The sequence below is a fragment of the Mycobacterium sp. genome, assembly GCF_032159565.1.
In the GTDB taxonomy this organism is placed as follows: Bacteria; Actinomycetota; Actinomycetes; order Mycobacteriales; family Mycobacteriaceae; genus Mycobacterium.
Genome location: NZ_JAVHWR010000168.1, coordinates 1 through 20,999 on the forward strand (window position 1 = coordinate 1; position 20,999 = coordinate 20,999).

Sequence of the window (20,999 nt, forward strand, 5' to 3'; positions counted from 1 at the left end):
TCGACGGCTCCAACATCCTGATGGCGATGATGTGGGGGATGCGCGCAGGCGGGCTCTGGTCCGACGAACGCGGCACCAACATGCTCGACAGCGGCGCCCCCTACTACGACACCTACGAGTGCGCCGACGGCCGCTACATGGCAATCGGCTCGATCGAGCCGCAGTTCTACGCGGAGTTGCTCAAGGGTCTGGGCCTCGACGGTGAGGATCTGCCCGCGCAGCAGGACGTCAGCCGGTGGCCTGAGCTGCGCGCCCGGTTCGCCGAAGTGTTCGCGTCGAAAGACCGTGACCACTGGGCCAACGTGTTCGCCGACAGCGACGCCTGCGCCACCCCGGTGCTGTCCTTCGCCGAGGTGCAGAACGAACCGCACATCACCGAACGCGACACGTTCTATCTCGACGGCGATGTGCTGCTGCCGTCACCCGCGCCGCGGTTCTCCCGCAGCGCGCCGTCCACCCCGAAGCCGCTGGGCGAGCCGGGCACGGACATCGAGACCGTTCTGCGCGACTGGAAATAAACGCCACGCGACGATGCGGGCCGCAAAGGCCCGAGGAGAAGCACGGCACAAAGGAAGGAACGCACTAAGTGGAGATCAAGGATGCCGTAGCCGTCGTCACCGGAGGAGCCTCAGGTCTCGGCCTGGCGACCACCAAGCGGCTGCTTGACAGGGGTGCGTCGGTGGTCGTCGTCGACCTCAGAGGTGAGGACGCGGTGGCCGAACTCGGCGATCGCGCCCAGTTCGTCGAGACCAACGTCACCGATCCCGACGCCGTCACCGCAGCGCTCGACGCCGCCGACAAGATCGGCCCGCTGCGCATCAACGTGAACTGCGCGGGCATCGGCAACGCGATCAAGACGCTTGGCAAGGACGGCCCGTTCCCGCTCGACGGGTTCAAGAAGGTCATCGAGGTCAACCTGATCGGCACCTTCAACGTGCTGCGGTTGGCCGCCGAGCGGATCGCCAAGACCGAACCGATCAACGGCGAGCGCGGGGTCATCATCAACACCGCGTCGGTGGCGGCGTTCGAAGGCCAGATCGGGCAGGCGGCGTATTCGGCGTCCAAGGGTGGCGTCGTCGGCATGACGTTGCCGATCGCCCGGGATCTGTCGCGCGATCTGATCCGCGTGGTGACGATTGCGCCGGGTCTGTTCAAGACCCCGCTGCTGGGCTCGCTGCCCGAGGAGGCGCAGGCCTCACTCGGCAAGCAGGTGCCCCACCCCGCGCGCCTCGGCGACCCCGACGAGTACGGCGCGCTGGCCGTGCACATCGTGGAGAACCCGATGCTGAACGGGGAGGTCATCCGCCTCGACGGCGCGATCAGGATGGCTCCCCGATGAGCGCTTGCGCGAAGAGGAGACAGCACCGATGAGAGCTTGCGTGAAGTGGGGCCACGGCCGAAGGACAGGGGAGAGACAATACCGATGAGCATCAGGACGAAGTTCACCGAGACTTTCGGGGTCGAGCACCCTGTTGTGCAGGGTGGAATGCAGTGGGTGGGCCGCGCGGAACTCGTTGCGGCAGTGGCGAATGCGGGGGCGCTGGGTTTCATTACCGCGTTGACGCAGCCGACGCCTGCGGATCTGGCGAAGGAGATTGCCAAGTGCCGCGATCTGACCGACGAGCCGTTCGGCGTGAACCTGACGATCCTGCCGACGATCAACCCGCCGCCCTATGACGAGTATCGGCAGGTGATGGTCGACGCCGGCATCAAGATCGTCGAGACCGCAGGCTCGAATCCGGCGCCGCACCTGCCGATGTTTCATGAGAACGGGATCAAGGTGCTGCACAAGTGCACCTCGGTGCGCCATGCGGTGAAGGCGCAGAGCCTCGGCGTCGACGGCATCAGCATTGACGGCTTCGAATGCGCAGGCCATCCGGGCGAGGACGACATCCCGGGCTTGGTGTTGATTCCCGCGGCGGCCGCCAAGATCGACATTCCGATGATCGCCTCCGGCGGCTTCGCCGACGGCCGCGGACTGGTCGCTGCGCTGGCCCTTGGCGCCGACGGCATCAACATGGGCTCGCGGTTCATGTGCACCGCCGAGTCGGCCATCCACCAAAAGGTCAAGGAAGCGATCGTGGCGGGCACCGAACTCGACACCGAGATGATCTTCCGGCCGCTGCGCAACACCGCGCGGGTCGCAAGCAACGCGGTGTCGCGCGAGGTGGTGGAGATTCTCAACAACGGCGGTCAGTTCGAGGACGTCAAGGACCTCGTCGCGGGCTCGCGTGGCGTCAAGGTCTATGAGATCGGCGATCTGGACGCCGGGATTTGGTCGGTCGGCACGGCGATGGGATTGATCAACGATATCCCGACGTGCGATGAGCTGATTTCACGCATCGTGGCAGACGCCGAAGAGCTGATCATCGAACGACTGGCCGACATGGTCGATACGACGGCGAAAGAGAACGTCGCGTAAGCCATCGGTTTCGGAAGCAAAGAAGAATCAACGAGGGCCCTGTGAGGGGCAAACTGTCTGACGGGTCAAACGCGCTCGGTGCGAGCGCGTTGCCTCAGACCGCGTAGGGGAGCTGCTGGCTGTCGTCGAGCTGCTCTGAGGTGTCGCCCTCGACGAGAACATCGCCGTGGTAGAGCGCCTCGAAGTCAACCTTGATGACATCAGCACTGGTGTCGTCGATCCACATGTCACTCAGCGTATGGGTGACTTCTAAGGATTCTTTGAGTCACGATTCGGAAAATCCTGGCAATATTACTGCCGAGTAGGGCCTGCGGTTACTGGCGAGTAGCTGACCTGGGATTACGCCGGTCAGCTGAAATGAATCGGATTTGTGCCGTTCAGCAGAATCCAGGTCAGAATCGCCACGGCGAACGCCAGAGCGAGCAACCCGGCCGCGATTCTGGGCGACCAACGCACCCTCCCGAGCACCTTGGCGTCGACGGAGTACACCCCCGCTCCGGTGAACAGCAGCGTCGCAGCGCCGATGAATAGCAGGAACGGCACGTTGAACGGCTCCGACCAGAAGGCGCCCTGCGAGACGTTGACGGCCCATGCGCAGATCATCGCGCCGACCACCGCGCACGCGGCCAACGGCGTCAGGACGCCGAGGATCAATCCGATACCGCCCGCCGTCTCGGCGGCGGTCACCATGAGCGCGGCCAGCGTCGGCAGGTTCCACCCGGCGGATTCCATGAAGCCTGCGGTGGTGCCGAAGTCGAAAACTTTGATCAGGCCGGCCTGGATCATCGCCGCTCCGACGCCGATGCGCAGGATAAGCAAGCCGAGATCGGCCGGTGAGGTGGTCGCGGGGATGTCGGTGGTCGCCATGCTGCCGAGCTTAAGGGCCTGTGAGGTCCCTGTGGATGCGTTGGTCATGCACTTTTGACCGTCGTTCGAGCTCTAACTCATCGCGGCCCTTTCGCGGGTGAACGATTTGGCGGCATGGGAACTGGCTATCAGCGGACAACCGCGTTGACGAGGCTAGGTTATCGTTGTTAGGTTATCGCGGATAGCTTCCCCCGATTTCCTTCGAGGAGACACCACGTGCTGCAACACATCGCTCGGATGGCCATCAAGGCCCCCAAGCGGATCATCGCCATCGCGCTGCTGGTGATGGTGGCCACGGGCATCTTCGGCATTCCCGTCACCAAGAGCCTGTCCGCAGGTGGGTTCCAGGATCCGACATCCGAATCCGCGAAGGCCAGCAAGGTGTTGGTCGACAGATTCGGTCAGGGTGACATGGAGCTCATCATCAGCCTGACGTCGGACGGCGGGGCGCAGAGCCCCGAGTCGCGAGCGGTCGGCACCGACATCGTCGCGCAGCTGGAGGCGTCACCGCACGTGGGCGACGTGACCTCGGCGTGGACCGCGCCCGCGGCCGCTGTTCCGGCACTGGTCAGCAAGGACGACAAGACCGGCCTGATCATCGCCGGCATCGCCGGCGGCGAAAGCGATGCGCAGAAGTACACCAAGGCACTCACCGAAAGGCTCGTACACGACCGCGACGGCGTCACGGTGCGCGCAGGCGGTGAAGCGATGATCTACGTGCAGATCAACGGCCAGACCGAGAAAGACCTGCTGCTGATGGAATCCATCGCGATTCCGCTCAGCTTCGTCGTCTTGGTGTGGGTGTTCGGTGGCCTGCTGACCGCGGCCCTGCCGTTGGCGGTCGGCGCGTTCGCGATCCTGGGGTCGATGGCGGTGCTGCACGCGATCACCTTCGTCACCGACGTATCCATATTCGCGCTCAATCTGAGCGTCGCAATGGGGCTTGCGCTGGCCATCGACTACACGTTGCTGATCGTCAGCCGCTATCGCGACGAGCTGGCAGCAGGATCGTTGCGGGATGAGGCGCTGACACGCACCATAGCCACCGCCGGGCGCACCGTGCTGTTCTCGGCCTTGACGGTCGCGCTGTCGATGGTCGCGATGGTGCTGTTCCCGATGTACTTCCTCAAGTCGTTCGCGTATGCGGGAATCGCCGTGGTGACATTCGCGGCAGTCGCCGCCGTCGTGGTGGCCCCCGCCGCCATCGTCCTTCTGGGCGATCGGCTGGATGCGCTGGACGTGCGGCGCCTGATCCGGCGGATACTCGCGCGTCCCGAGCCGACGCCGAAGCCCCTCGAAGAGAACTTCTGGTACCGGTCCACGAAATTCGTCATGCGCCGGTCGATTCCGATCGGTCTTGCGATTGTCGCTCTGCTCCTCGTTCTCGGCGCACCGTTCCTCGGCGCCAGATGGGGTTTCCCCGACGACCGCGTCCTGCCCGGCTCGTTGTCGGCGCGTCAGGTCGGCGATCAGATGCGCAACGACTTCGCCGTCGACTCGGCCCGCAACGTGACGGTCGTCATTCCCGACGCGACCGGCGTGACGCCGCAAGACCTCGGCCGCTACGCCGCCGAGCTTTCCCGGGTATCCGACGTGTCATCGGTCTCGTCGCCGACAGGTACGTTCGTCGACGGCGCATCAGCCGGGCCGCCCTCGGCGGCAACGGGATTGAAGAACGGTAGTGCGTTCCTGACCGTCGGCAGCGACGCTCCGCTGTTCTCCGACGCCTCCGATTCGCAACTCGATCAGCTGCGAGAGGTGAGCACGCCCGCAGGTAAGCCGGTGGCGCTGACCGGTGTCGCGCAGATCAACGAGGACAGCACGACGGGCATCACCGACCGACTCCCGGTGGTACTTGCCGTGATCGCCGTGATCACGTTCGTGCTGTTGTTCCTCCTGACGGGCAGCGTGGTTCTGCCGCTGAAAGCGTTGGTGCTCAACGTGTTGTCGCTGACGGCGGCGTTCGGGGCGTTGGTGTGGATCTTCCAGGAGGGCCACCTCGGCGCGCTGGGCACGACATCAACCGGAACACTGGTCACCAACATGCCGGTGCTGTTGTTCTGCATCGCATTCGGATTGGCGATGGATTACGAGGTGTTCCTCGTCAGCCGAATCCGGGAGAACTGGCTGTCTTCACCTGGGCGGACGCGGGCCGACAACGACGAAGCCGTTGCCCGCGGCCTGGCCCGAACCGGCCGGGTGGTCACCGCCGCGGCGCTGGTGATGTCGATTTCGTTCGCCGCCTTGATGGCTGCCCAGGTCGCGTTCATGCGGATGTTCGGTGTCGGCCTGACGCTGGCGATCCTCGTCGATGCGACGCTGGTGCGCACGCTGCTTGTGCCCGCGTTCATGCACGTGCTGGGCCGCTGGAACTGGTGGGCGCCCAAACCGTTGGCCCGGCTGCACGATCGCATTGGCATCAGCGAATCGTCCGACGCCCCGATTCCCGCGGCGGAGAAACAGGTGCGGGCCGCGGTCTCGGTGACGGACACTGGTTGACGATGTCCCTACAGCCCCTCAAGCGACGGCGTGCGCCGCGTGGCTCCGGCGAGCAGCTGAGGAACGAAATCCTGGACGCCACCACCCAGTTGCTGCTGGAGACCGGGCACGCCAAGGCGGTGTCCATCCGGTCGGTCGCGCAACGCGTCGGCGTCACACCGCCATCGATCTACCTGCACTTCGCCGACAAGGACACGCTGCTGGACGCGGTCTGTGCGCGGTACTTCGAGAAGCTCGACGAGGAAATGCAGCGGGCTGCCCTTGACGAGCCGTCGACGGTCGAGGTGCTGCGGGCGCAGGGCCTGGCGTATGTCCGGTTCGCGATGCAGACGCCCGAGTTGTACCGCATCGCCACGATGGGTGAGGGCAGGCCCGGCAGCGACATCGACATGACACTGAACAGCTCGGCGTTTCAGCACCTGCGTAGCTCGGTCGAGAAGTTGATCGAGGAGGGTGTCTACCAGCCCGGTGATTCGACGATGGCCGCGTTACAGCTGCTGACAGCCGCTCACGGCGTTGCCTCACTGCTGATTTCGAAGCCGTATCTGCCGTGGGGCGACGTGGAGGAATTCGCCGACCAGACGTTGTCGGCGGCGTGTTTGGGCCGGATTGTGCTCGGGCTCGTCGAGGACGACGATGCGACAGCACAGCAGACCGTCGACTGGTTGCTGAATCGTGAACCGCGGAAGGGGAAGTCGTGACCGACGCCGGCGATACCACAGACAATCCGTTCTTCGCCCGACTGTGGACCTTCCTGTCGAATCACGAAACCGAGGAGATCCAGCGGCTACGGACGGAGAACCTGGCCGGTCTGACCGGCCGCGTGCTGGAAGTGGGCGCAGGTACCGGCACGAACTTCGCGTACTACCCGGCGACCGTGACCGAAGTCGTCGCCGTCGAACCCGAACGACGGCTGGCGCCGCAGGCACGAGAAGCGGCGGCGAAAGCGCCCGTCCCCGTCACGGTGAGCACCGGCACCGTCGAGAAGTTCCTCAGCGATGGCGACGGGAAGGCGTTCGACGCCGTCGTGTGCTCTCTGGTGCTCTGCTCGATCGACGACCCGGACAGTGTTCTGCGACAACTTTTCTCGCTCGTCCGGCCCGGCGGCGAGCTGCGCTTCCTCGAGCATGTCGGAAGCACCGGGTTGCGCGGACGGCTACAGAAGGTCGCCGACGCAACGGTGTGGCCGCGCCTGATGGGCAATTGCCACACCCATCGCGACACCGAAGCGTCGATCGTCGGAGCGGGCTTCGCGGTGCAGGACGCGCGTCGCGCGCCGGCCATGCCGGCGTGGTTCCCGACGCCGGTCGCGGAGTACACCATCGGCCGCGGGGTCAGGCCCGTCGTCTAGCGATTTCGGCGCGCTGTCGTGCGCTCAGCGTCGATGAGCGCGCCGAAATCGCAATTAGCCGAGAAGCAAGGGGAGGCGCTGCAGCAGCGTCGGCAGAGCGGTCGCAGCAAGCTCCCGAACCGTCGCCGTCGCGGCGTCAGACAGCGGTGTGCGCTCGGGATTGACCTCGATCACCGGAATGCCCTTGGCCAGCGCCAGTTCGGGAAGGCCCGCGGCGGGGTAGACGATCGACGACGTGCCAACCACGATGACCGCGTCGGCACTGCTGACCGCATCCACCGACTTCTGCCAGGCGTCATCGGGCAACGCTTCGCCGAACCACACCACATTGGGCCTGATCAGGCCGCCGCACTGGCATTCCGGCGGCGCCACCGCCTCGACGGGTTCGGGCATCTCGGGCAGGGCCCCGGTGTATTCGCGTTGACAACGGTCGCAATGGAATTCGAAAAGGCTGCCGTGCAGGTGGTAGACCCGCTGACTGCCGGCGCGTTCATGCAGGTTATCGACATTCTGGGTGACGACGTGCACGGTGGCGTGATCCTGCCACGCCGCAACCGCCCGGTGACCGTTGTTCGGTTCGACGGACTGCATCATGTAGTGCCGCCACAGGTACCACGCCCAGACCTTCTCCGGATGCCGCTGCCAGCCCTGTGCACTCGAGATCTCGTACGGGTCGACCTTGGCCCACAGACCCGTCTCGACGTCGCGAAACGTCGGGACCCCGCTCTCGGCGGAGATACCTGCTCCGCTGAGCACCGTCAATTGCACCTCACCAAAGTAACGCCATGCGCGATACTGAGCACGTGACCGATTTGGGGGAATGGGTTCAGGCTGATCCGCGGGCCGGCAGGCCGTTGTTCGACCAGCTCAGGAGTCAGATCATCGACGGGATCCGAAATGGCCGGCTGCCACCGGGCACGCGGCTGCCGACGGTGCGCGAGCTCGCGGCGGAACTGAGCATGGCGGTGAACACCGTGGCCCGTGCGTATCGCGAGCTGGAATCGGCGGGAATCCTCGAAACGCGCGGTCGCTTCGGCACATTCGTCGCCCGCACTGATCCGGCCGATGCGGCGATGGCTACTGCCGCACACACCTACGCGACGGCCGCCAAGGCGCTCGGCATCCAGAAGGGTGAGGCGCTCAAGTACGTGGAGGCGGCGTTCGGCTAGTGCTAGCCGAACTCCAGCAGGGCGACGATCGGCCGGACCGAGTCGAGCAGCGCAACCCGCTGCAATGTCCACATCAACGAATTGAGCACTTTGCCGCGGCCCGGCACCATCGGCAGATCATGCACGGCCCGGATGCCGGGCACGGTGTTGACCAGGTTTGCGACCTCGGACGGCGACAGCGTGAACGGCATCGGCGGCACTCGGTAGCGCAGCGATGTGCGTGAACCGCGCCTTATCCACGAAGCGAAAAGCATCGGCGGCAAGTCGAACATCAGCTGCCCGCCGGGGAATCGCGCGGCGCATTCGGCGATCAGGCCCAGTGCCTCTTCGGGCTGCAGATACATCAGCAGGCCCTCGGTGGTGATGAATACGCCATCGGCGGCATCCACGGTATCCATCCAGCTGAAGTCCAGAGCGGACTGCGCGACCATCGAGACCCGGTCCGAGTGCGGCAACAGCCGGTCGCGTAGCTCGATGATCGGCGGCAAATCGACGGTCAACCAACGGAACTGGTCGCCGATACCCGATGCGTCCAGCCGATAGAAGCTGGTCTGCAGCCCTTCGGCCAGCGCCACGACGGTCGCCGACGGATGGTCGAGCAGGTAGCGACGGGTGTACTTGTCGAAGGTGAGCGCCCGCAGAGCCATGTCCTGGCGGCGGGTGAAGCCGAACTTCGCTCCGTCGAAGGCGATCTCGTCGACGAGCTTGATCGCCATCGGGTCGTCGATCAACGAGTCCGGCCTGCGCGCTTCGGTGGCCCGCACCAGTAGCGTGAGCAGCGCCGTCTCGGAGACCCCGGTCAGCGCGGAGCCGTCTGCCTTGCTCATTTCAGAACCTTGTCGATTGTGCGCAGGTTGCGGGTGGTGGTCGACGACTTGTAGCGCTTTTTGCCCATCGTCTTGCCGATCGTGGTGTCCAGGGTGCCCTTGTTGGGGACCTGCCAGTAGATGACGCCCTTGCCGCGCTTGATCTTCTCGTCCGCACCGGCGTCCTTGGCGAGTGCGGCCAGTTCGTCGAGGACGTCGGGGTCGGTGACGAAGGTGACGTAGCTGTGGCGCCCCTCGACTTCGCGTTCGAACGGGTACTTGTCGGATATCGCCTTCACGGTGTCAATGTCGTAGGCAAGCACCCAGGCGTCGTAGCCGAACCCGTCGCGCAACGCCTTCTCCGCGTTCTTGCGAACGGTGTCGACACCAGATTTGCTGTCCAGCAACACATTACCGCTCGCCAGGATGGTCTTGACGTTCGTGAAGCCGGCATTCTCCAGCGCGGCGGCCACCTCGGCCATCTTCAGGTTGACCCCGCCGACGTTCACTCCGCGCAGGAACGCGGCGTATCGGGTCACCGGTCGAACTCCAGCAGCGTGATGCTGGGCCGGACGCGGCGCATTAGGCCGATCCGGTCCAGCGGCGGCCACGCGGCCACCTTCCACAGTCCGCGACCGGGCGGCAGCATGATGTCGCGCGCAGTGCGGACGCCGGGAACGGTGTCGGCCAGCGCAAGGGCGTCGTCGGGTGACATCCCGAACGGCATTCGCGGCGCCGTATAGCGGTCAGAGAGCTTGACGCCTCTCAGCGTTCGGCGGCTGAAGAACGGCGGGATGCTGTCGAACATCATCCGGCCGCCGGGGAAGCGAGCGGCGCATTCGCGGATCAGCGCGATGGCGTCGTGGGGTTGCAGATACATCAGCAGACCCTCGGCGGTGATGAAGACCCCATGCGAGTCGTCCACCCGGTCCATCCAGCTGTGATCGAGCGCCGACTGGCCGAGTGGGACGATGCGGTCGTCGTGCGGAAGCAATTGCGCGCGCAGGGTCATCATCGGCGGCAGATCGATGGAATACCAGGTCAATTCGTCGGTGCAGCCTGCGGCGTGCAGACGCCAGAAACTGGTCTGCAACCCTTCGGCCAGGGCCACCACCGCCGCCCTCGGATGTGCGGTCAGATAGTCGCGCATCACCCCGTCGAACGCCGCCGCCCGCAGGCCGTGCGACTGGTTGGGCTTGCCGAACTTCAGGTAGTCGTAGGCGATCGAGTCCAGCAACGCGACGGCCCACGGGTCGCGGATCACCCCGTCGGACCGCTTCGCCTCGGTGCCGCGGTTGTGCAGGGTCCACAGCGTGGTCGCCGAGACGCCTTCCAGGGTGTCACCGCTGATTACCGCCATTCGCTCATAGTAGGTTCGAACAGCGGTGGCCCCGGCTCTGGCCGACGTAGGCTCAAGGTATGGCACGCCAGGTCTTCGACGACAAGCTGCTCGCGGTGATCAGCAACAACACGCTCGGCGTGCTGGCCACCATCAAGCGGGATGGCAGGCCGCAGCTGTCCAACATCTCCTACCACTTCGACCCGCGGAACCTCGCCATCCAGGCGTCGATCACCGAACCGCGGGCCAAGACCCGTAACCTGCGCCGTGACCCGCGGGCGTCGCTGCATGTCAGCAGTGACGACGGCTGGTCGTATGCGGTGGCCGAGGGAAACGCGATCCTGACTCCGCCCGCCGCATCCCCGCACGACGACACCGTCGAGGCGCTGATTGCCCTGTACCGCAACATCGCCGGTGAGCATCCCGACTGGGACGACTACCGGCGGGCCATGGTCGACGACCGCAGGGTCGTGATGACGCTGCCGATCTCGCACCTGTACGGCATGCCGCCCGGCATGCGCTGAGGCCGGGCAAGAGGCAGCGACGGGGCCGGACGGGTCGCGCTAAGCTGCGGCTATGGCTGAAGCACCGGAAGACGACAACAAGAAGAAGTTCCGGGAAGCGCTGGAGCGCAAGAACGCGAAGTCGGCGGGCGGTGCCGCTCACAAAGACGGCGGGAACAAGCAACCGAAGGCGCACGGACCGCTCGAGAGCCGGCGGGAGTTCCGTCGCAAGAGCGGTTAGCGAACTGCCGCGAGGAGCGGCGCAGCTTCGGCGCCACCTACCTCGTGCTGGCTGGCAGGCTGGCCGCGCAGACCCGCTGAGTGGTGACGGGCCGGTCACCGGCCAACGATCTGGCCGCGATCAGCGCCGCCAGCATCACCGCGACGCAGTAGAGCCCCTGGTCCTTCAGGCCCCAACCGACCGACGCCAGCGTCGCCGCGCCCGCCACGCACAGCAGGGCACCCACCGCCGCACCGCGTGAACCGGGGGCGGACACGAAGCCGCCGTCCCACAGCGGCAGCGGATTGTTCTCCAACGGCCGCAGCGCGACGAACACCGTCGCCACGAGCCAGGCCATGATCACCAGTTGCAGGATGCTGAGCGCGGTGAAGCCGGCAGCGCTCGGGTCGTAGCGCGGATGGCCCAGGTAGTCGAAGACCAGGTGCATGGCTAGCAGCGCGGGGATGTGCCACAGGTAGAGCGTCATCGCCCCGGAGTTGCCGATGGCGACCAGCCACCACACCCGTGGCCGCTTCGCCCACCGCGCGATCGCGGGCGCGGCTGCAATAGCCAACGTGCACAGAATGATCGCGTGACCCGCCAACAGCAGCGACGGCGGTGTCATGTTCTTCAGCTGTTGGGTCTCGATACCGACGAGGCTGAGTTCGTAGGGCCCCACCCACATCAGCGACAGGTTGACGACGAACATGACCGCGGCGAGCATCAGGGCCGCGCGGCCTGCGAGAAGATGCCGACGGTAGGCGACGCCCAGCATGCCGGGGATCAACCAGGCGACCAGGTTTAGATAGCCCAAGGCGGGCAGCCCGTCGACGTTGATGCGAACCGCGTCGACGACCGCAATGAGCGCATACGTTCCCGCGACGGCGCCGAACAGACGTGCGGTGGTGGTGATGCGGGTCAGCAGCGGAACAGCCGCCAGCACAAGCACATACGCGCCGAGGAACCACAGCAGCTGGATTGAGATCCCGGCGACCGGTTCGTAGACGTGCTCCGGCAGGAAGTAGCGCAGTATCGCCAGTGCAGAGATCCAGAACGCGAGGTAGTAGAACACCGGCCGGTACAGCCGGGTGCAGCGGCGCATCAGCCAGTTGCCCCAGCTGTCGCCGGTGTGCCTGGGGGCACTCCCCTCGCAAGCTGGGGGCCCACCCGCTTGTGGGGGAGGGTCGACGCACGCCGCGACACCCGCGAAGAAGAACAGCGGCATGATCTGGAACACCCAGGTCAGCGCCTGGAAGACGACGGAGGCGGTGAGCAGGTTGCTCCAGAAAAGCACGTCGTCGCGGATGATGCTCGTCGCCATGATCGTGTGTCCGACGACCACGCCGACCAATGAAACGATCCGGATGACGTCGATGGCACGGTCCCGCGATGCGGGCGTGTTCGCCTCGACCTCAGCCGGGCTGGGAAACAGTACGGCAACGGCCGTGCCTCGGCGCCCAGTCGCTGCGGTCCTCGCTCGTGGTCGCCTGAGGGTGGGCATGCCGCAAATCTAGGCGCGACCCGCGCGTGAGTGTGTGAGTAGAAGCACTCAGATCTCGGTCGTGGTCAGCCTGCGTTCGCGGACCATGATCGCCACGAGGCAGACGATCGCCAGTACCGCGACGGCAACCGCGAAGCTGACCCCGGCGGTGCGCAGACCCCACACCCGCGCCGCCAGACCTTCGCCGATCACCGGCAGCGAGATCGCCACGTAGGCCACGACGAAGTACGCGGAGCTGATTTCGGCCCGTCGGCCCGGCGGGGTGAGCTCGGAGACTGCCGCCAGGCCGCGGCTGAAGCAGACGCCTTGGCCGACACCGCCGACGACTGCGGCAGCGATCAGCCCCCATAGTGACGAAAGCTGCAGTGCGACAGTGAGTATCACCATGGCGACAATGAGGATCGCGCTGCCGAGAACCAACGCGCGCTTCGGTGCGATCCGGCCCGCGAACAACTGGGTCACCGCCGAGGCGATGAACACGGCGGACGCGACGGCGCCTGCCACCGCATGGTTGGTGATGCCGACGACGCCGGACAAAAACGCCGGTGCAATCGAGGCGAACAGTCCCGTTACCGCGAAGCCTGCGAATGCGGCGATGGCCGCAAGTGTGAACGTGGCACGAACCTCTGGCGGTACGGCAAGCCGTTGCAACCCAAGGCTGCCCGTGCGCTCCGATGTTTCCGGTACGACGAGGACCGCCACCGCGGCCAGCAGAACCAGCCCGATGTGCACGATGAATGTCAGATGAAGCGGCTGAGGCGCATATTGGACCAGCAGCCCTGCCAGCAGCGGGCCACCGCCGAGACCGCCGACGTTGGCGGCCGTCGCCACCGCGGCAGCGCGGTTGCGCCAGTGCGGTGGCGCCGCTTCGATGACGGCAGCGGTGGCCGTGCCGGTGAAGATGCCTGCCGACAACCCCGACAGCACTCGGCCGACCAGCAGCAGCGGCACGGAATCGGCGGCCAGGAACACTGCGGCGCTGACGAGCGCGAAGAAGGTGCCCGCCAGCAGCACCGGTCGGCGGCCGATGGCGTCCGACCACCGCCCGAAGGCCAGCAGTGCGAACAGCACGCCGAACGCATACGTCGCGTAAATGACCGTGGTGGTCAGCACGCCGAAATGCATGCGATCGGCGTACAGCGCGTACATCGGCGTCGGCAGTGTCGTGCCGACCATAATCGCCGCAAAAGCGTATGCAAGCAGGACGAAGGCATAGCGAATCCTGAGCGAGGTTTCGAGCATGTGGGACTTCAGCGGTTCGGCCACCTGCTCTATTCCACCAGATCAGTCTGCTGTGACCGCCTTCTCGGCGCCGACGCCGGTGAGTGCCCGCACCTCGAACTCCGCATTGATCTCGGGGTCGCCACGATCGGACGATGTGAGCGTGCCGACGATGCCCAGCAGGAAAGCGAGCGGGATCGCCACGATGCCCGGGTTGGCCAGCGGGAACCAGGCGAAGTCCACGTTCGGCATCATCGCGGTCTTCGCGCCCGAAACCGCGGGCGAGAAGATGATCAGCACGATCGTCGAGATCAGCCCGCCGTACATGCTCCACAGCGCGCCGCGGGTGTTGAAGCGCGGCCAGTACAGCGAGTAGAGGATGGTCGGCAGGTTGGCGGCGGCCGCCACTGCGAATGCCAACGCCACCAGGAAGGCGATGTTCTGCTCGGCGGCCAGGATGCCCAGCAGGATCGCGAGGATGCCGATCACTACAACCGTGAGGCGGGATACCCGCACCTGCTCGCTCTCGGTCACGTCGTGGTTCTTCAGCACGCTGGCGTAGATGTCGTGCGCGAATGACGTCGCCGCGGTGATGGTCAGACCGGCGACCACCGCGAGAATGGTCGCGAACGCCACCGCCGAAATGATGCCGAGCAGCACCACGCCGCCGAGTTCGAAAGCCAGCAGTGGCGCCGCGGAGTTCTGGGCGCCGGGAGCCGCGAGGATCTTATCGGGTCCGACGAGGGCCGCCGCACCGTATCCGAGCGCCAAGGTGAACAGATAAAAGGCGCCGATCAGGACGATCGCCCAGACCACCGATCGACGGGCCTCCTTGGCGGTGGGCACGGTGTAGAAGCGCATCAGCACGTGCGGAAGACCCGCGGTACCGAGCACCAGCGCCAGCGCCAGCGAGACGAAGTTGATCTGCGACGTCAGGTTCGCGCCGTACTGAGCGCCGGGGGCGAGGACGTCGCGCTTGGCGACGGCTTCGGTGGTCGAACTCGAAACGGCCGACTGGGCCGCGCCGAGCATTTCGGAGAAGTTGAGGCCGAACTTGGCCAGCACCCACACCGTCATCAGGGCGGCACCGCCAATCAGCAGGACGGCCTTGATGATCTGCACCCACGTCGTGCCCTTCATACCGCCGATGAGGACGTAAACGATCATCAGCAATCCGACCACCGCGATCACGAGAGCTTGGCCGATATCGCTGGTGATGTTGAGCAGCAAGGCCACCAGCCCACCGGCGCCGGCCATCTGGGCCAGCAGGTAGAACAGGCACACGGCAAGTGTTGTGAGGGCTGCGGCGAGCCGCACCGGACGCTGCTTGAGCCGGAAACTCAGCACATCGGCCATGGTGAATTTGCCTGCGTTGCGCAGTAACTCGGCGACCAAGAGCAGCGCGACCAGCCAGGCGACCAGGAAGCCGATGGAGTACAGGAAGCCGTCATATCCATAGACGGCGATCGCACCGGCGATGCCGAGGAAGCTGGCTGCCGACAGGTAGTCACCCGAGATCGCGATGCCGTTCTGCGGTCCGGTGAAAGACCGCCCGGCAGTGAAGAACTCGGCTGCGGTTGCATTCTTCTTGCTGGCCCGGATCACGATGAACAGCGTCACCGCGACGAACAGCAAAAAGATCCCGATGTTGGCGACGGGGTTTCCTACGATCTCGCCTTCGGCGGCGAGGATTTCGATTCTCATGCTGCGTGGCCTTCCAGCTCGGCCCGGATGGCTGCTGCGCGCGGGTCGAGTTCGCGGTTCGCGAACCGGACGTAGATGAAGGTGATCAGGAAGGTGGTCACGAACTGTCCCAAACCGATCAGGATGCCGATGTTGATGTTGCCCCAGACCTTGGTGGCCATGAAGTCATGGGCGAACGCGCCGAGCATCACGTAGGCGAAGTACCAGAGGAGAAACACTGCAGTCATTGGAAAGACGAAGCGGCGCAGCCTGTCCCGCAGTTCCTGGAACTCCGGACTCGCATGCACAGCGACGAAATCAATACCACTCGCTGACGATTCGGCCGTCGCGGGCGGAAGGTCGGTATCGGACAACGCGGACTCCTGACCTCGATGTTTAATTGTGCAGCTCACAGCATACTGAGACCTAGCTCACAGGAGTGAGTTCCCGGCGGTTCGCGCCACCAAACCGCCGATCTACACTGTCGCCGTGGCGAAACTGCAGCTTGTTCAGGATCCGGCCGCTGATGCCCTGCTGGAGTCCAACCCATTCGCGTTGCTCGTCGGCATGGTGCTCGACCAGCAGATTCCGCTCGAGGTGGCGTTCGCAGGCCCGAAGAAGATCGCGGACCGCATGGGCGGCGTCGACGCCCGTGAAATCGCCGACTACGACCCGGACAAGTTCGCTGCGCTGTGTTCGGAACGGCCTGCCGTCCACCGGTTTCCGGGATCGATGGCAAAACGAATCCAGGCGCTGGCGCAGATCATCGTCGACCGTTACGACGGCGACGCGCCTGCGGTGTGGGCGGCGGGCGAACCCGACGGGGCCGAAGTGCTGCGGCGGCTGAAGGAGTTGCCCGGTTTCGGCGATCAGAAGGCGCGAATCTTCCTGGCGCTGCTGGGCAAACAGTACGGCGTGACGCCGAAGGGCTGGCGCGAGGCAGCGGGCGACTACGGAAAGTCCGGCACCCATCTCTCGGTCGCCGACATCGTCGACGCCGGATCGCTGCAGAAGGTGCGGTCGCACAAGAAGCAGATGAAGGCCGCCCAGGGGCAGGAGCGCAGCGACCGGGGGAAGGGGCCCGCCAAGGCGGCCAAGGCGGCCAAGAAATAGGCGCTAGAGAGGCGCGCCGTCGAAACGCTCCTTGGTGACGAAGTCGGCGACGGGTTTGCGCGTCAGCCTGCGGACCTGCTTGACGGGTTTGCCGATCGGCAGCAGAGCGGCGACCGCGTAGTCATCCGGTATTCCGAGCAGTTGTCTCACGCGCGGCTCCTCGGCCACCGCGGCGGTGGTGAGCACGCCGCCGAAGCCCTCGTTGCGCGCGGCCAGCAGGATGTTCCATGCGAACGGGTACACCGAGGCGCCGGCGATCAGGCCGACGCGGTCCAGGTGTTGGTCGAAGGCCGCGACGACGTTGAGGTCGACGCACACCACCAGCACCACCTCGGCGTTGCGCAGCGGCGATTGGCGCGGAACTTCCACGGCGTCGATCGTCTCGGCGTCGACTCCGCACGGCCGCAACGGGTTCCACGGCCCCTCCCCGTTGCGCAGCTGAGCGATATAGCGCTTGGCTCCGGGGATCGTGCAGTCGATGAGATCCTCGCGTGTCTTCGGGTCCCGGACGACGATGACGTGGTTGCCCTGCCGGTTGCCACCGCTCGGCGCGAACCGCGCGTTGTCGAGGATGCGTTCAAGGACCTGGTCGGACAAAGGGTCGCCGGTGTACTCGCGAACCGCACCCGTGGTGCGCATGACGTCGTATATCTCCATGCCGTCCATCTTGACTGTGGGATCGTAGAGAGATGAAGACCCACTTGAACTGTCCCTGCGGGGAGTCCATCACCGGTTCGGACGAGGACGATCTCGTCGAGAAGGCGCAAAAGCATCTTTCCGAGCAGCATCCCGGCCGCGAATACGACCGGGACGCCATCCTCTTCATGGCCTACTGAGGTAACTCAGGGCACCACCGTCGAGCCGATGGTGGGCATGAACTGGCACTGCTTCTCGGTGGTGGTCACCTGGCCGAAGATCGTCGACATGATGCTGCCCGAGCCCGTGTCGGCGATGACCGAGAGCGTTGTGGGTCCCTCGGGATTGATGTCGGAGCGCGGCTTGAGGGTGGCGCTACCTGACTTGCCGGTGGTGAGGTTGACCCACGTGACGTTCAGCGGCAATTTCTGCTCGGCCGCCGGGCCCGGGGTGCCGATCGCGGTGAATACGTACGCCGTTTGACCCGCTGCGGGTCCTGGCGCCGGAATCTTGGCGGGCCCGGCCACCGAGATCGCGGTCGCCAGAACATTTCCACCGTCCTTCAGGCAACTGTTGCTGATCGACGGGTACAGGAAGTCCTGCGTCGTCGGCGCGTCGGGACCGAACTGCGGATTCGCGGCGGCCTCGGGGGCCGGCGCGCCGTCCGGACCCGGCGCGGGTGCGGGTGCCGCCTCCGGTGCCGGAGCCGCATCGGCAACCATTGCGGCCTCCGGAGCGGGGGCAGCAAGGGCGTCTGGCGCCGGCCCGACGGCATGGGCGGGATCCACGCCGGCAGGCAGATGCGCCTCCGCGCCCGGCGCCGCACCCGGCGCGGGCACATGCGCGGCAGCGGGCTGGGCGACGAAGCTGTTGACAGCCGACGCCATGTTCTTTGAGTCCGTGGGAGCCGCCGAGTTACCGGTGAACGCCGCCGCCGCCGCCATCAGCGTCGACACGGCGTTGTACGGATCGGCGGCCGCCTTCTGAATCGCCGGGCTGAGGTCCTGCATCGCTGACATGCCCGGTGCCTGCGTGGCATCGATCGGCAGCGGTGCGACCGGCTCGGCGTTGGCGGTACCCGTCATTCCCAACAGCAGTGCCGTTGACGCGCCGACTGCGACGGCGGCGTTGGCGAGCAGCTTCCTGGTGGCTGACATGGTTCTCCCAAAACGCTCGAAGGGGTGGGCTGGCTTTTCAGATCACGGCAAGGCGCTGAGCACCGACGCGGACGGGAAGGCCGGAAGGGCCGCCGCCGCCGCAGGTGCCGCAGCCGCGGGCGCCGCTGCGACGGGTGCTGCCACGGGTGCGGCCAACGCGGGCGCCGTAGCGAGGGGTGCGGTGGCTGCCGTGACAGGTGCCGCAGGCGCGGTCAGACCCGGCAGCGAAAGTCCGCTCGGAAGCAACTGGGCCAGTCCTCCGGTGTTGGATAGCGGTGCCGGAAGCGCCGAGGTCAGCGACGAAAGCGCGTTCGCCGGAGCGGCGGCCGCAGGTGCGGCGGCGGGAACGGCAGCGGGAGCGGCCTGCGCAGCGGAGGCCGGAAGCGTGGGCACCTCGGGCAGCGTCAGCGATGCGGTGGCGCTGCCAGGAGGAGGCACTGCAGGCGTCGCAGGAGCAGCGGCCGGTGCCGCGGTGCCGGACATGGCCTTCGCGAGGGTCTGCATCAACATCGGCGCGGCGGAACCGACGGTCCCGAGCTGGGTGAGTAGTTGGGAGCCGGGGTCCACCGGGGCCGGCGGAACCGGATCTGCGGCCGCGGTCGCGCTGAGCGACAGCGCAGAGACCGCGCCCGCGGCGGCGATTATGGACGAGACAAACAGTTTCCGAGTGCGGTTCATGGTTCTCCCAATCGTTGGACGGCGAAGGCCTGAACCCGAAACTAGTTTGTTACTGCTGTGACTCAAGTGACACGTGTGGCATTTATGCAACCGTTATTGAGACGAGGGCAATCGGTTACCGATCGCTAGAGTCGGTCGAATAGAAGCCACACCCGCGAAGACAGTCGCGCGGCTGCCAGCGCGATTGGCGGCTGCCGCGCCATGGCTGCTGTTGATCAGCATCGCCGTGCGGCTGGCGTGGACGTATCTGGTGCCCAACGGCGCGAACTTCGTCGACCTGCACGTGTACGTCGGCGGTGCAGCCACCTTGGACGACCCGGGAACGCTGTACGACTACGTGTACGCCGATCAGACGCCGGACTTCCCGCTGCCGTTCACCTATCCGCCGTTCGCCGCCGTCGTGTTCTATCCGCTGCATCTGTTGCCGTTCGGGCTCGTCGCCTTCGCGTGGCAGCTGGGCATCGTCGCGGCGCTTTACGGCGTGGTGCGCATCAGCCAGCGGTTGCTGCCCGTCACCGACGAGTTCGCGACGAGCCGGCGCGTCGCGATCCTGTGGACCGCCGTCGGTATCTGGCTCGAACCGCTGCGCAGCACGTTCGACTACGGCCAGATCAATGTGCTGTTGGTATTGGCTGTGCTGTACGCCGTCTACAACACGAGGTGGTGGATCTCCGGGTTGCTGGTCGGGCTCGCGGCGGGAGTGAAGCTGACGCCGGCGGTCAGCGGGCTCTACTTTCTCGGGGCGCGGCGCTGGGGAACGGTGGTGTTCTCCGCAGTCGTGTTTTTGGCGACGATCGGAGTGTCAGCCTTGGTGGTCGGGGACCAAGCCCGTCACTACTTCACCGAACTGCTCGGTGATGCCAGCAGGGTGGGGCCGATCGGAACGTCGTTCAATCAGTCGTGGCGCGGCGGCATCTCGCGGATCCTCGGTCACGACGCCGGCTACGGGCCGATCGTGGTGGCGGCGCTCGTCGTCACCGCAGTGCTGGCGTTTCTGGCGTGGCGGGCGACGACCGGGGATGACCGGCTGGGCCGGATCGTGGTGGTACAGCTGTTCGGACTGCTGCTGTCTCCGATTTCGTGGACACACCACTGGGTCTGGGTGCTGCCGCTGATGATCTGGTTACTGCACGGGCCGCTGCGACGCCTGCGTGGTGCGCGCATCCTGGGCTGGGGCTGGCTGGCGCTGACGATCGTCGGCGTGCCGTGGTTGCTCAGCTTCGCCCAACCCACGATCTGGGAGATCAGCAGGCCCTGGTATCTGGCCTGGGCAGGATTGATCTACATTGTGGCGACGTTGGTGACGCTGGCGTGGGTTGCGTCTACTGGGCCTACCCTTCTAACATCCCGTCAATCTCCCGAGCCATCTCCACATCCTTGTCCGTGATGCCGCCCTCGGAATGCGTGACGAGCGCGAAAGTCACTGTCCGCCAGCGGATATCGATATCGGGATGATGATCCTTCTGCTCGGCGTGTTCGCCCACGCGGCGCACGGCGTCAATGCCGTCGAGGAACGCGGGGAACTTGATCGACCGGCGTAACGCGCCGTCCTTGCGTTCCCAGCCGTTGAGGTCGGGCAGTGCCGCGTCCACTTGTTCGTCCGATAACACAGCCATATCTCGACGGTATACCGTCAGCCGCGATGCCAAACCAGATCGTCGTCGCGGGCGCGCTCATCGCGGGTTCGGCGCTGCTGGTGGCGCAGCGCGAACGCCCACCGGAGCTCGCGGGCCTGTGGGAACTGCCGGGCGGCAAGGTTGCGCCGGGGGAGAGCGACGCCGACGGTTTGGCGCGCGAACTCCACGAGGAACTCGGCGTCCTGGTGACCGTCGGT

Annotated in this window: 27 protein-coding genes; 13 read left to right on the forward strand and 14 right to left on the reverse strand. The window is 65.9% G+C overall.

Features of this window, described 5'->3' with window-relative positions:
• The 3 genes from QOC76_RS22285 to QOC76_RS22295 all read left to right on the forward strand — a co-directional run.
• A partial coding sequence (locus tag QOC76_RS22285; protein WP_526360460.1) for a CoA transferase occupies positions 1-518 on the forward strand: 518 nt, incomplete at its 5' end.
• Positions 519-586: 68 nt separating this feature from the next.
• Positions 587-1,339 carry a 3-hydroxyacyl-CoA dehydrogenase gene (locus tag QOC76_RS22290; protein WP_526360462.1) on the forward strand — a complete coding sequence of 251 codons (753 nt, stop codon included), beginning with the start codon at positions 587-589 and terminating at the stop codon, positions 1,337-1,339.
• A gap of 84 nt (positions 1,340-1,423) precedes the next feature.
• Positions 1,424-2,422 (forward strand): NAD(P)H-dependent flavin oxidoreductase, encoded by a 999-nt coding sequence (locus tag QOC76_RS22295; RefSeq protein WP_526360464.1) that lies wholly within the window; start codon positions 1,424-1,426, stop codon positions 2,420-2,422.
• Positions 2,423-2,516: 94 nt separating this feature from the next.
• On the opposite strand, the gene QOC76_RS22300 is transcribed toward QOC76_RS22295, so the two are convergent.
• Together QOC76_RS22300 and QOC76_RS22305 are read right to left on the reverse strand one after the other, a co-directional pair.
• A complete protein-coding gene (locus QOC76_RS22300; protein WP_526360466.1) occupies positions 2,517-2,648 on the reverse strand; it encodes a hypothetical protein in 132 nt (43 codons plus the stop codon).
• Between the two features lie 122 nt (positions 2,649-2,770).
• On the reverse strand, positions 2,771-3,289 hold the full coding sequence (locus tag QOC76_RS22305) for a DoxX family protein (protein WP_526360468.1): 519 nt from the start codon (positions 3,287-3,289) through the stop codon (positions 2,771-2,773).
• A 216-nt stretch (positions 3,290-3,505) separates the two neighbouring features.
• On the opposite strand from QOC76_RS22305, the gene QOC76_RS22310 reads away from it, so the two are divergent.
• Genes QOC76_RS22310 through QOC76_RS22320 form a run of 3 tightly spaced genes read left to right on the forward strand, consistent with a single transcriptional unit; the run spans position 3,506 to position 7,139 of the window.
• On the forward strand, positions 3,506-5,788 hold the full coding sequence (locus QOC76_RS22310) for an MMPL family transporter (protein ID WP_526360470.1): 2,283 nt from the start codon (positions 3,506-3,508) through the stop codon (positions 5,786-5,788).
• A gap of 2 nt (positions 5,789-5,790) precedes the next feature.
• Positions 5,791-6,489: a TetR/AcrR family transcriptional regulator gene (locus tag QOC76_RS22315; protein ID WP_526360472.1), complete on the forward strand. Its 699-nt coding sequence runs from the start codon at positions 5,791-5,793 to the stop codon at positions 6,487-6,489.
• Positions 6,486-7,139 carry a class I SAM-dependent methyltransferase gene (locus tag QOC76_RS22320; protein WP_526360474.1) on the forward strand — a complete coding sequence of 218 codons (654 nt, stop codon included), beginning with the start codon at positions 6,486-6,488 and terminating at the stop codon, positions 7,137-7,139. The genes QOC76_RS22315 and QOC76_RS22320 overlap by 4 nt, the downstream gene beginning before the upstream one ends.
• 54 nt (positions 7,140-7,193) lie before the next feature.
• Here the strand turns inward: QOC76_RS22320 and QOC76_RS22325 are convergent, their stop codons facing one another.
• Complete coding sequence (locus tag QOC76_RS22325) at positions 7,194-7,907, reverse strand: SIR2 family NAD-dependent protein deacylase (RefSeq protein ID WP_526360476.1); 714 nt, start codon at positions 7,905-7,907, stop codon at positions 7,194-7,196.
• 35 nt (positions 7,908-7,942) lie between these two features.
• Here QOC76_RS22325 and QOC76_RS22330 point away from each other — a divergent pair, with 35 nt between their 5' ends.
• Positions 7,943-8,308 carry an Rv1152 family transcriptional regulator gene (locus tag QOC76_RS22330; RefSeq protein WP_526360508.1) on the forward strand — a complete coding sequence of 122 codons (366 nt, stop codon included), beginning with the start codon at positions 7,943-7,945 and terminating at the stop codon, positions 8,306-8,308.
• Between the two features lie 2 nt (positions 8,309-8,310).
• Here the strand turns inward: QOC76_RS22330 and QOC76_RS22335 are convergent, their stop codons facing one another.
• The 3 genes from QOC76_RS22335 to QOC76_RS22345 are packed head-to-tail and all read right to left on the reverse strand — an operon-like array spanning position 8,311 to position 10,474.
• Positions 8,311-9,135: a class I SAM-dependent methyltransferase gene (locus QOC76_RS22335; protein ID WP_526360478.1), complete on the reverse strand. Its 825-nt coding sequence runs from the start codon at positions 9,133-9,135 to the stop codon at positions 8,311-8,313.
• A complete protein-coding gene (locus QOC76_RS22340; protein ID WP_526360480.1) occupies positions 9,132-9,653 on the reverse strand; it encodes a DUF1697 domain-containing protein in 522 nt (173 codons plus the stop codon). Before QOC76_RS22340 ends, QOC76_RS22335 begins: the two co-directional genes overlap by 4 nt.
• Positions 9,650-10,474, reverse strand: a complete 825-nt coding sequence (locus QOC76_RS22345; RefSeq protein WP_526360482.1) for a class I SAM-dependent methyltransferase — start codon at positions 10,472-10,474, stop codon at positions 9,650-9,652. The genes QOC76_RS22340 and QOC76_RS22345 overlap by 4 nt, the downstream gene beginning before the upstream one ends.
• A 59-nt stretch (positions 10,475-10,533) precedes the next feature.
• Here QOC76_RS22345 and QOC76_RS22350 point away from each other — a divergent pair, with 59 nt between their 5' ends.
• A complete protein-coding gene (locus QOC76_RS22350; RefSeq protein ID WP_526360484.1) occupies positions 10,534-10,977 on the forward strand; it encodes a PPOX class F420-dependent oxidoreductase in 444 nt (147 codons plus the stop codon).
• A 52-nt stretch (positions 10,978-11,029) separates the two neighbouring features.
• Positions 11,030-11,197 (forward strand): DUF5302 family protein, encoded by a 168-nt coding sequence (locus QOC76_RS22355; protein ID WP_526360486.1) that lies wholly within the window; start codon positions 11,030-11,032, stop codon positions 11,195-11,197.
• 37 nt (positions 11,198-11,234) lie between these two features.
• Here the strand turns inward: QOC76_RS22355 and QOC76_RS22360 are convergent, their stop codons facing one another.
• Genes QOC76_RS22360 through QOC76_RS22375 form a run of 4 tightly spaced genes read right to left on the reverse strand, consistent with a single transcriptional unit; the run spans position 11,235 to position 15,955 of the window.
• Positions 11,235-12,677 carry an acyltransferase family protein gene (locus QOC76_RS22360; protein ID WP_526360488.1) on the reverse strand — a complete coding sequence of 481 codons (1,443 nt, stop codon included), beginning with the start codon at positions 12,675-12,677 and terminating at the stop codon, positions 11,235-11,237.
• Between the two features lie 48 nt (positions 12,678-12,725).
• The gene (locus QOC76_RS22365) at positions 12,726-13,919 is read right to left on the reverse strand and encodes an MFS transporter (RefSeq protein ID WP_526360510.1); all 1,194 of its coding nucleotides are present in this window, start codon (positions 13,917-13,919) and stop codon (positions 12,726-12,728) included.
• A 42-nt stretch (positions 13,920-13,961) separates the two neighbouring features.
• A complete protein-coding gene (locus QOC76_RS22370; protein ID WP_526360490.1) occupies positions 13,962-15,602 on the reverse strand; it encodes a monocarboxylic acid transporter in 1,641 nt (546 codons plus the stop codon).
• Positions 15,599-15,955 carry a DUF485 domain-containing protein gene (locus QOC76_RS22375; RefSeq protein WP_526360492.1) on the reverse strand — a complete coding sequence of 119 codons (357 nt, stop codon included), beginning with the start codon at positions 15,953-15,955 and terminating at the stop codon, positions 15,599-15,601. The genes QOC76_RS22370 and QOC76_RS22375 overlap by 4 nt, the downstream gene beginning before the upstream one ends.
• 115 nt (positions 15,956-16,070) lie before the next feature.
• On the opposite strand from QOC76_RS22375, the gene QOC76_RS22380 reads away from it, so the two are divergent.
• Positions 16,071-16,694, forward strand: coding sequence for an HhH-GPD-type base excision DNA repair protein (locus QOC76_RS22380; RefSeq protein WP_526360494.1), 624 nt, complete (start codon positions 16,071-16,073; stop codon positions 16,692-16,694).
• 3 nt (positions 16,695-16,697) lie between these two features.
• On the opposite strand, the gene QOC76_RS22385 is transcribed toward QOC76_RS22380, so the two are convergent.
• Entirely contained in the window at positions 16,698-17,351 is a 654-nt protein-coding gene (locus tag QOC76_RS22385) for a nitroreductase family protein (protein ID WP_526360496.1), read from the reverse strand.
• A gap of 32 nt (positions 17,352-17,383) precedes the next feature.
• Here QOC76_RS22385 and QOC76_RS22390 point away from each other — a divergent pair, with 32 nt between their 5' ends.
• Positions 17,384-17,530, forward strand: a complete 147-nt coding sequence (locus QOC76_RS22390) for a DUF1059 domain-containing protein (protein ID WP_526360498.1) — start codon at positions 17,384-17,386, stop codon at positions 17,528-17,530.
• A 6-nt stretch (positions 17,531-17,536) separates the two neighbouring features.
• On the opposite strand, the gene QOC76_RS22395 is transcribed toward QOC76_RS22390, so the two are convergent.
• Both QOC76_RS22395 and QOC76_RS22400 read right to left on the reverse strand, forming a co-directional pair.
• Entirely contained in the window at positions 17,537-18,487 is a 951-nt protein-coding gene (locus QOC76_RS22395) for an Rv1157c family protein (protein ID WP_526360500.1), read from the reverse strand.
• A gap of 42 nt (positions 18,488-18,529) precedes the next feature.
• Positions 18,530-19,165, reverse strand: a complete 636-nt coding sequence (locus tag QOC76_RS22400; RefSeq protein WP_526360502.1) for a hypothetical protein — start codon at positions 19,163-19,165, stop codon at positions 18,530-18,532.
• Between the two features lie 121 nt (positions 19,166-19,286).
• On the opposite strand from QOC76_RS22400, the gene QOC76_RS22405 reads away from it, so the two are divergent.
• Positions 19,287-20,552 carry a mannosyltransferase gene (locus tag QOC76_RS22405; protein ID WP_526360512.1) on the forward strand — a complete coding sequence of 422 codons (1,266 nt, stop codon included), beginning with the start codon at positions 19,287-19,289 and terminating at the stop codon, positions 20,550-20,552.
• Here QOC76_RS22405 and QOC76_RS22410 read toward each other — a convergent pair.
• Entirely contained in the window at positions 20,497-20,781 is a 285-nt protein-coding gene (locus QOC76_RS22410) for a 4a-hydroxytetrahydrobiopterin dehydratase (protein WP_526360504.1), read from the reverse strand. The two genes, QOC76_RS22405 and QOC76_RS22410, sit on opposite strands and share 56 nt — an antisense overlap.
• A 26-nt stretch (positions 20,782-20,807) precedes the next feature.
• Here QOC76_RS22410 and QOC76_RS22415 point away from each other — a divergent pair.
• The coding region (locus QOC76_RS22415) for an NUDIX domain-containing protein (RefSeq protein ID WP_526360506.1) at positions 20,808-20,999 on the forward strand (192 nt) is incomplete at its 3' end.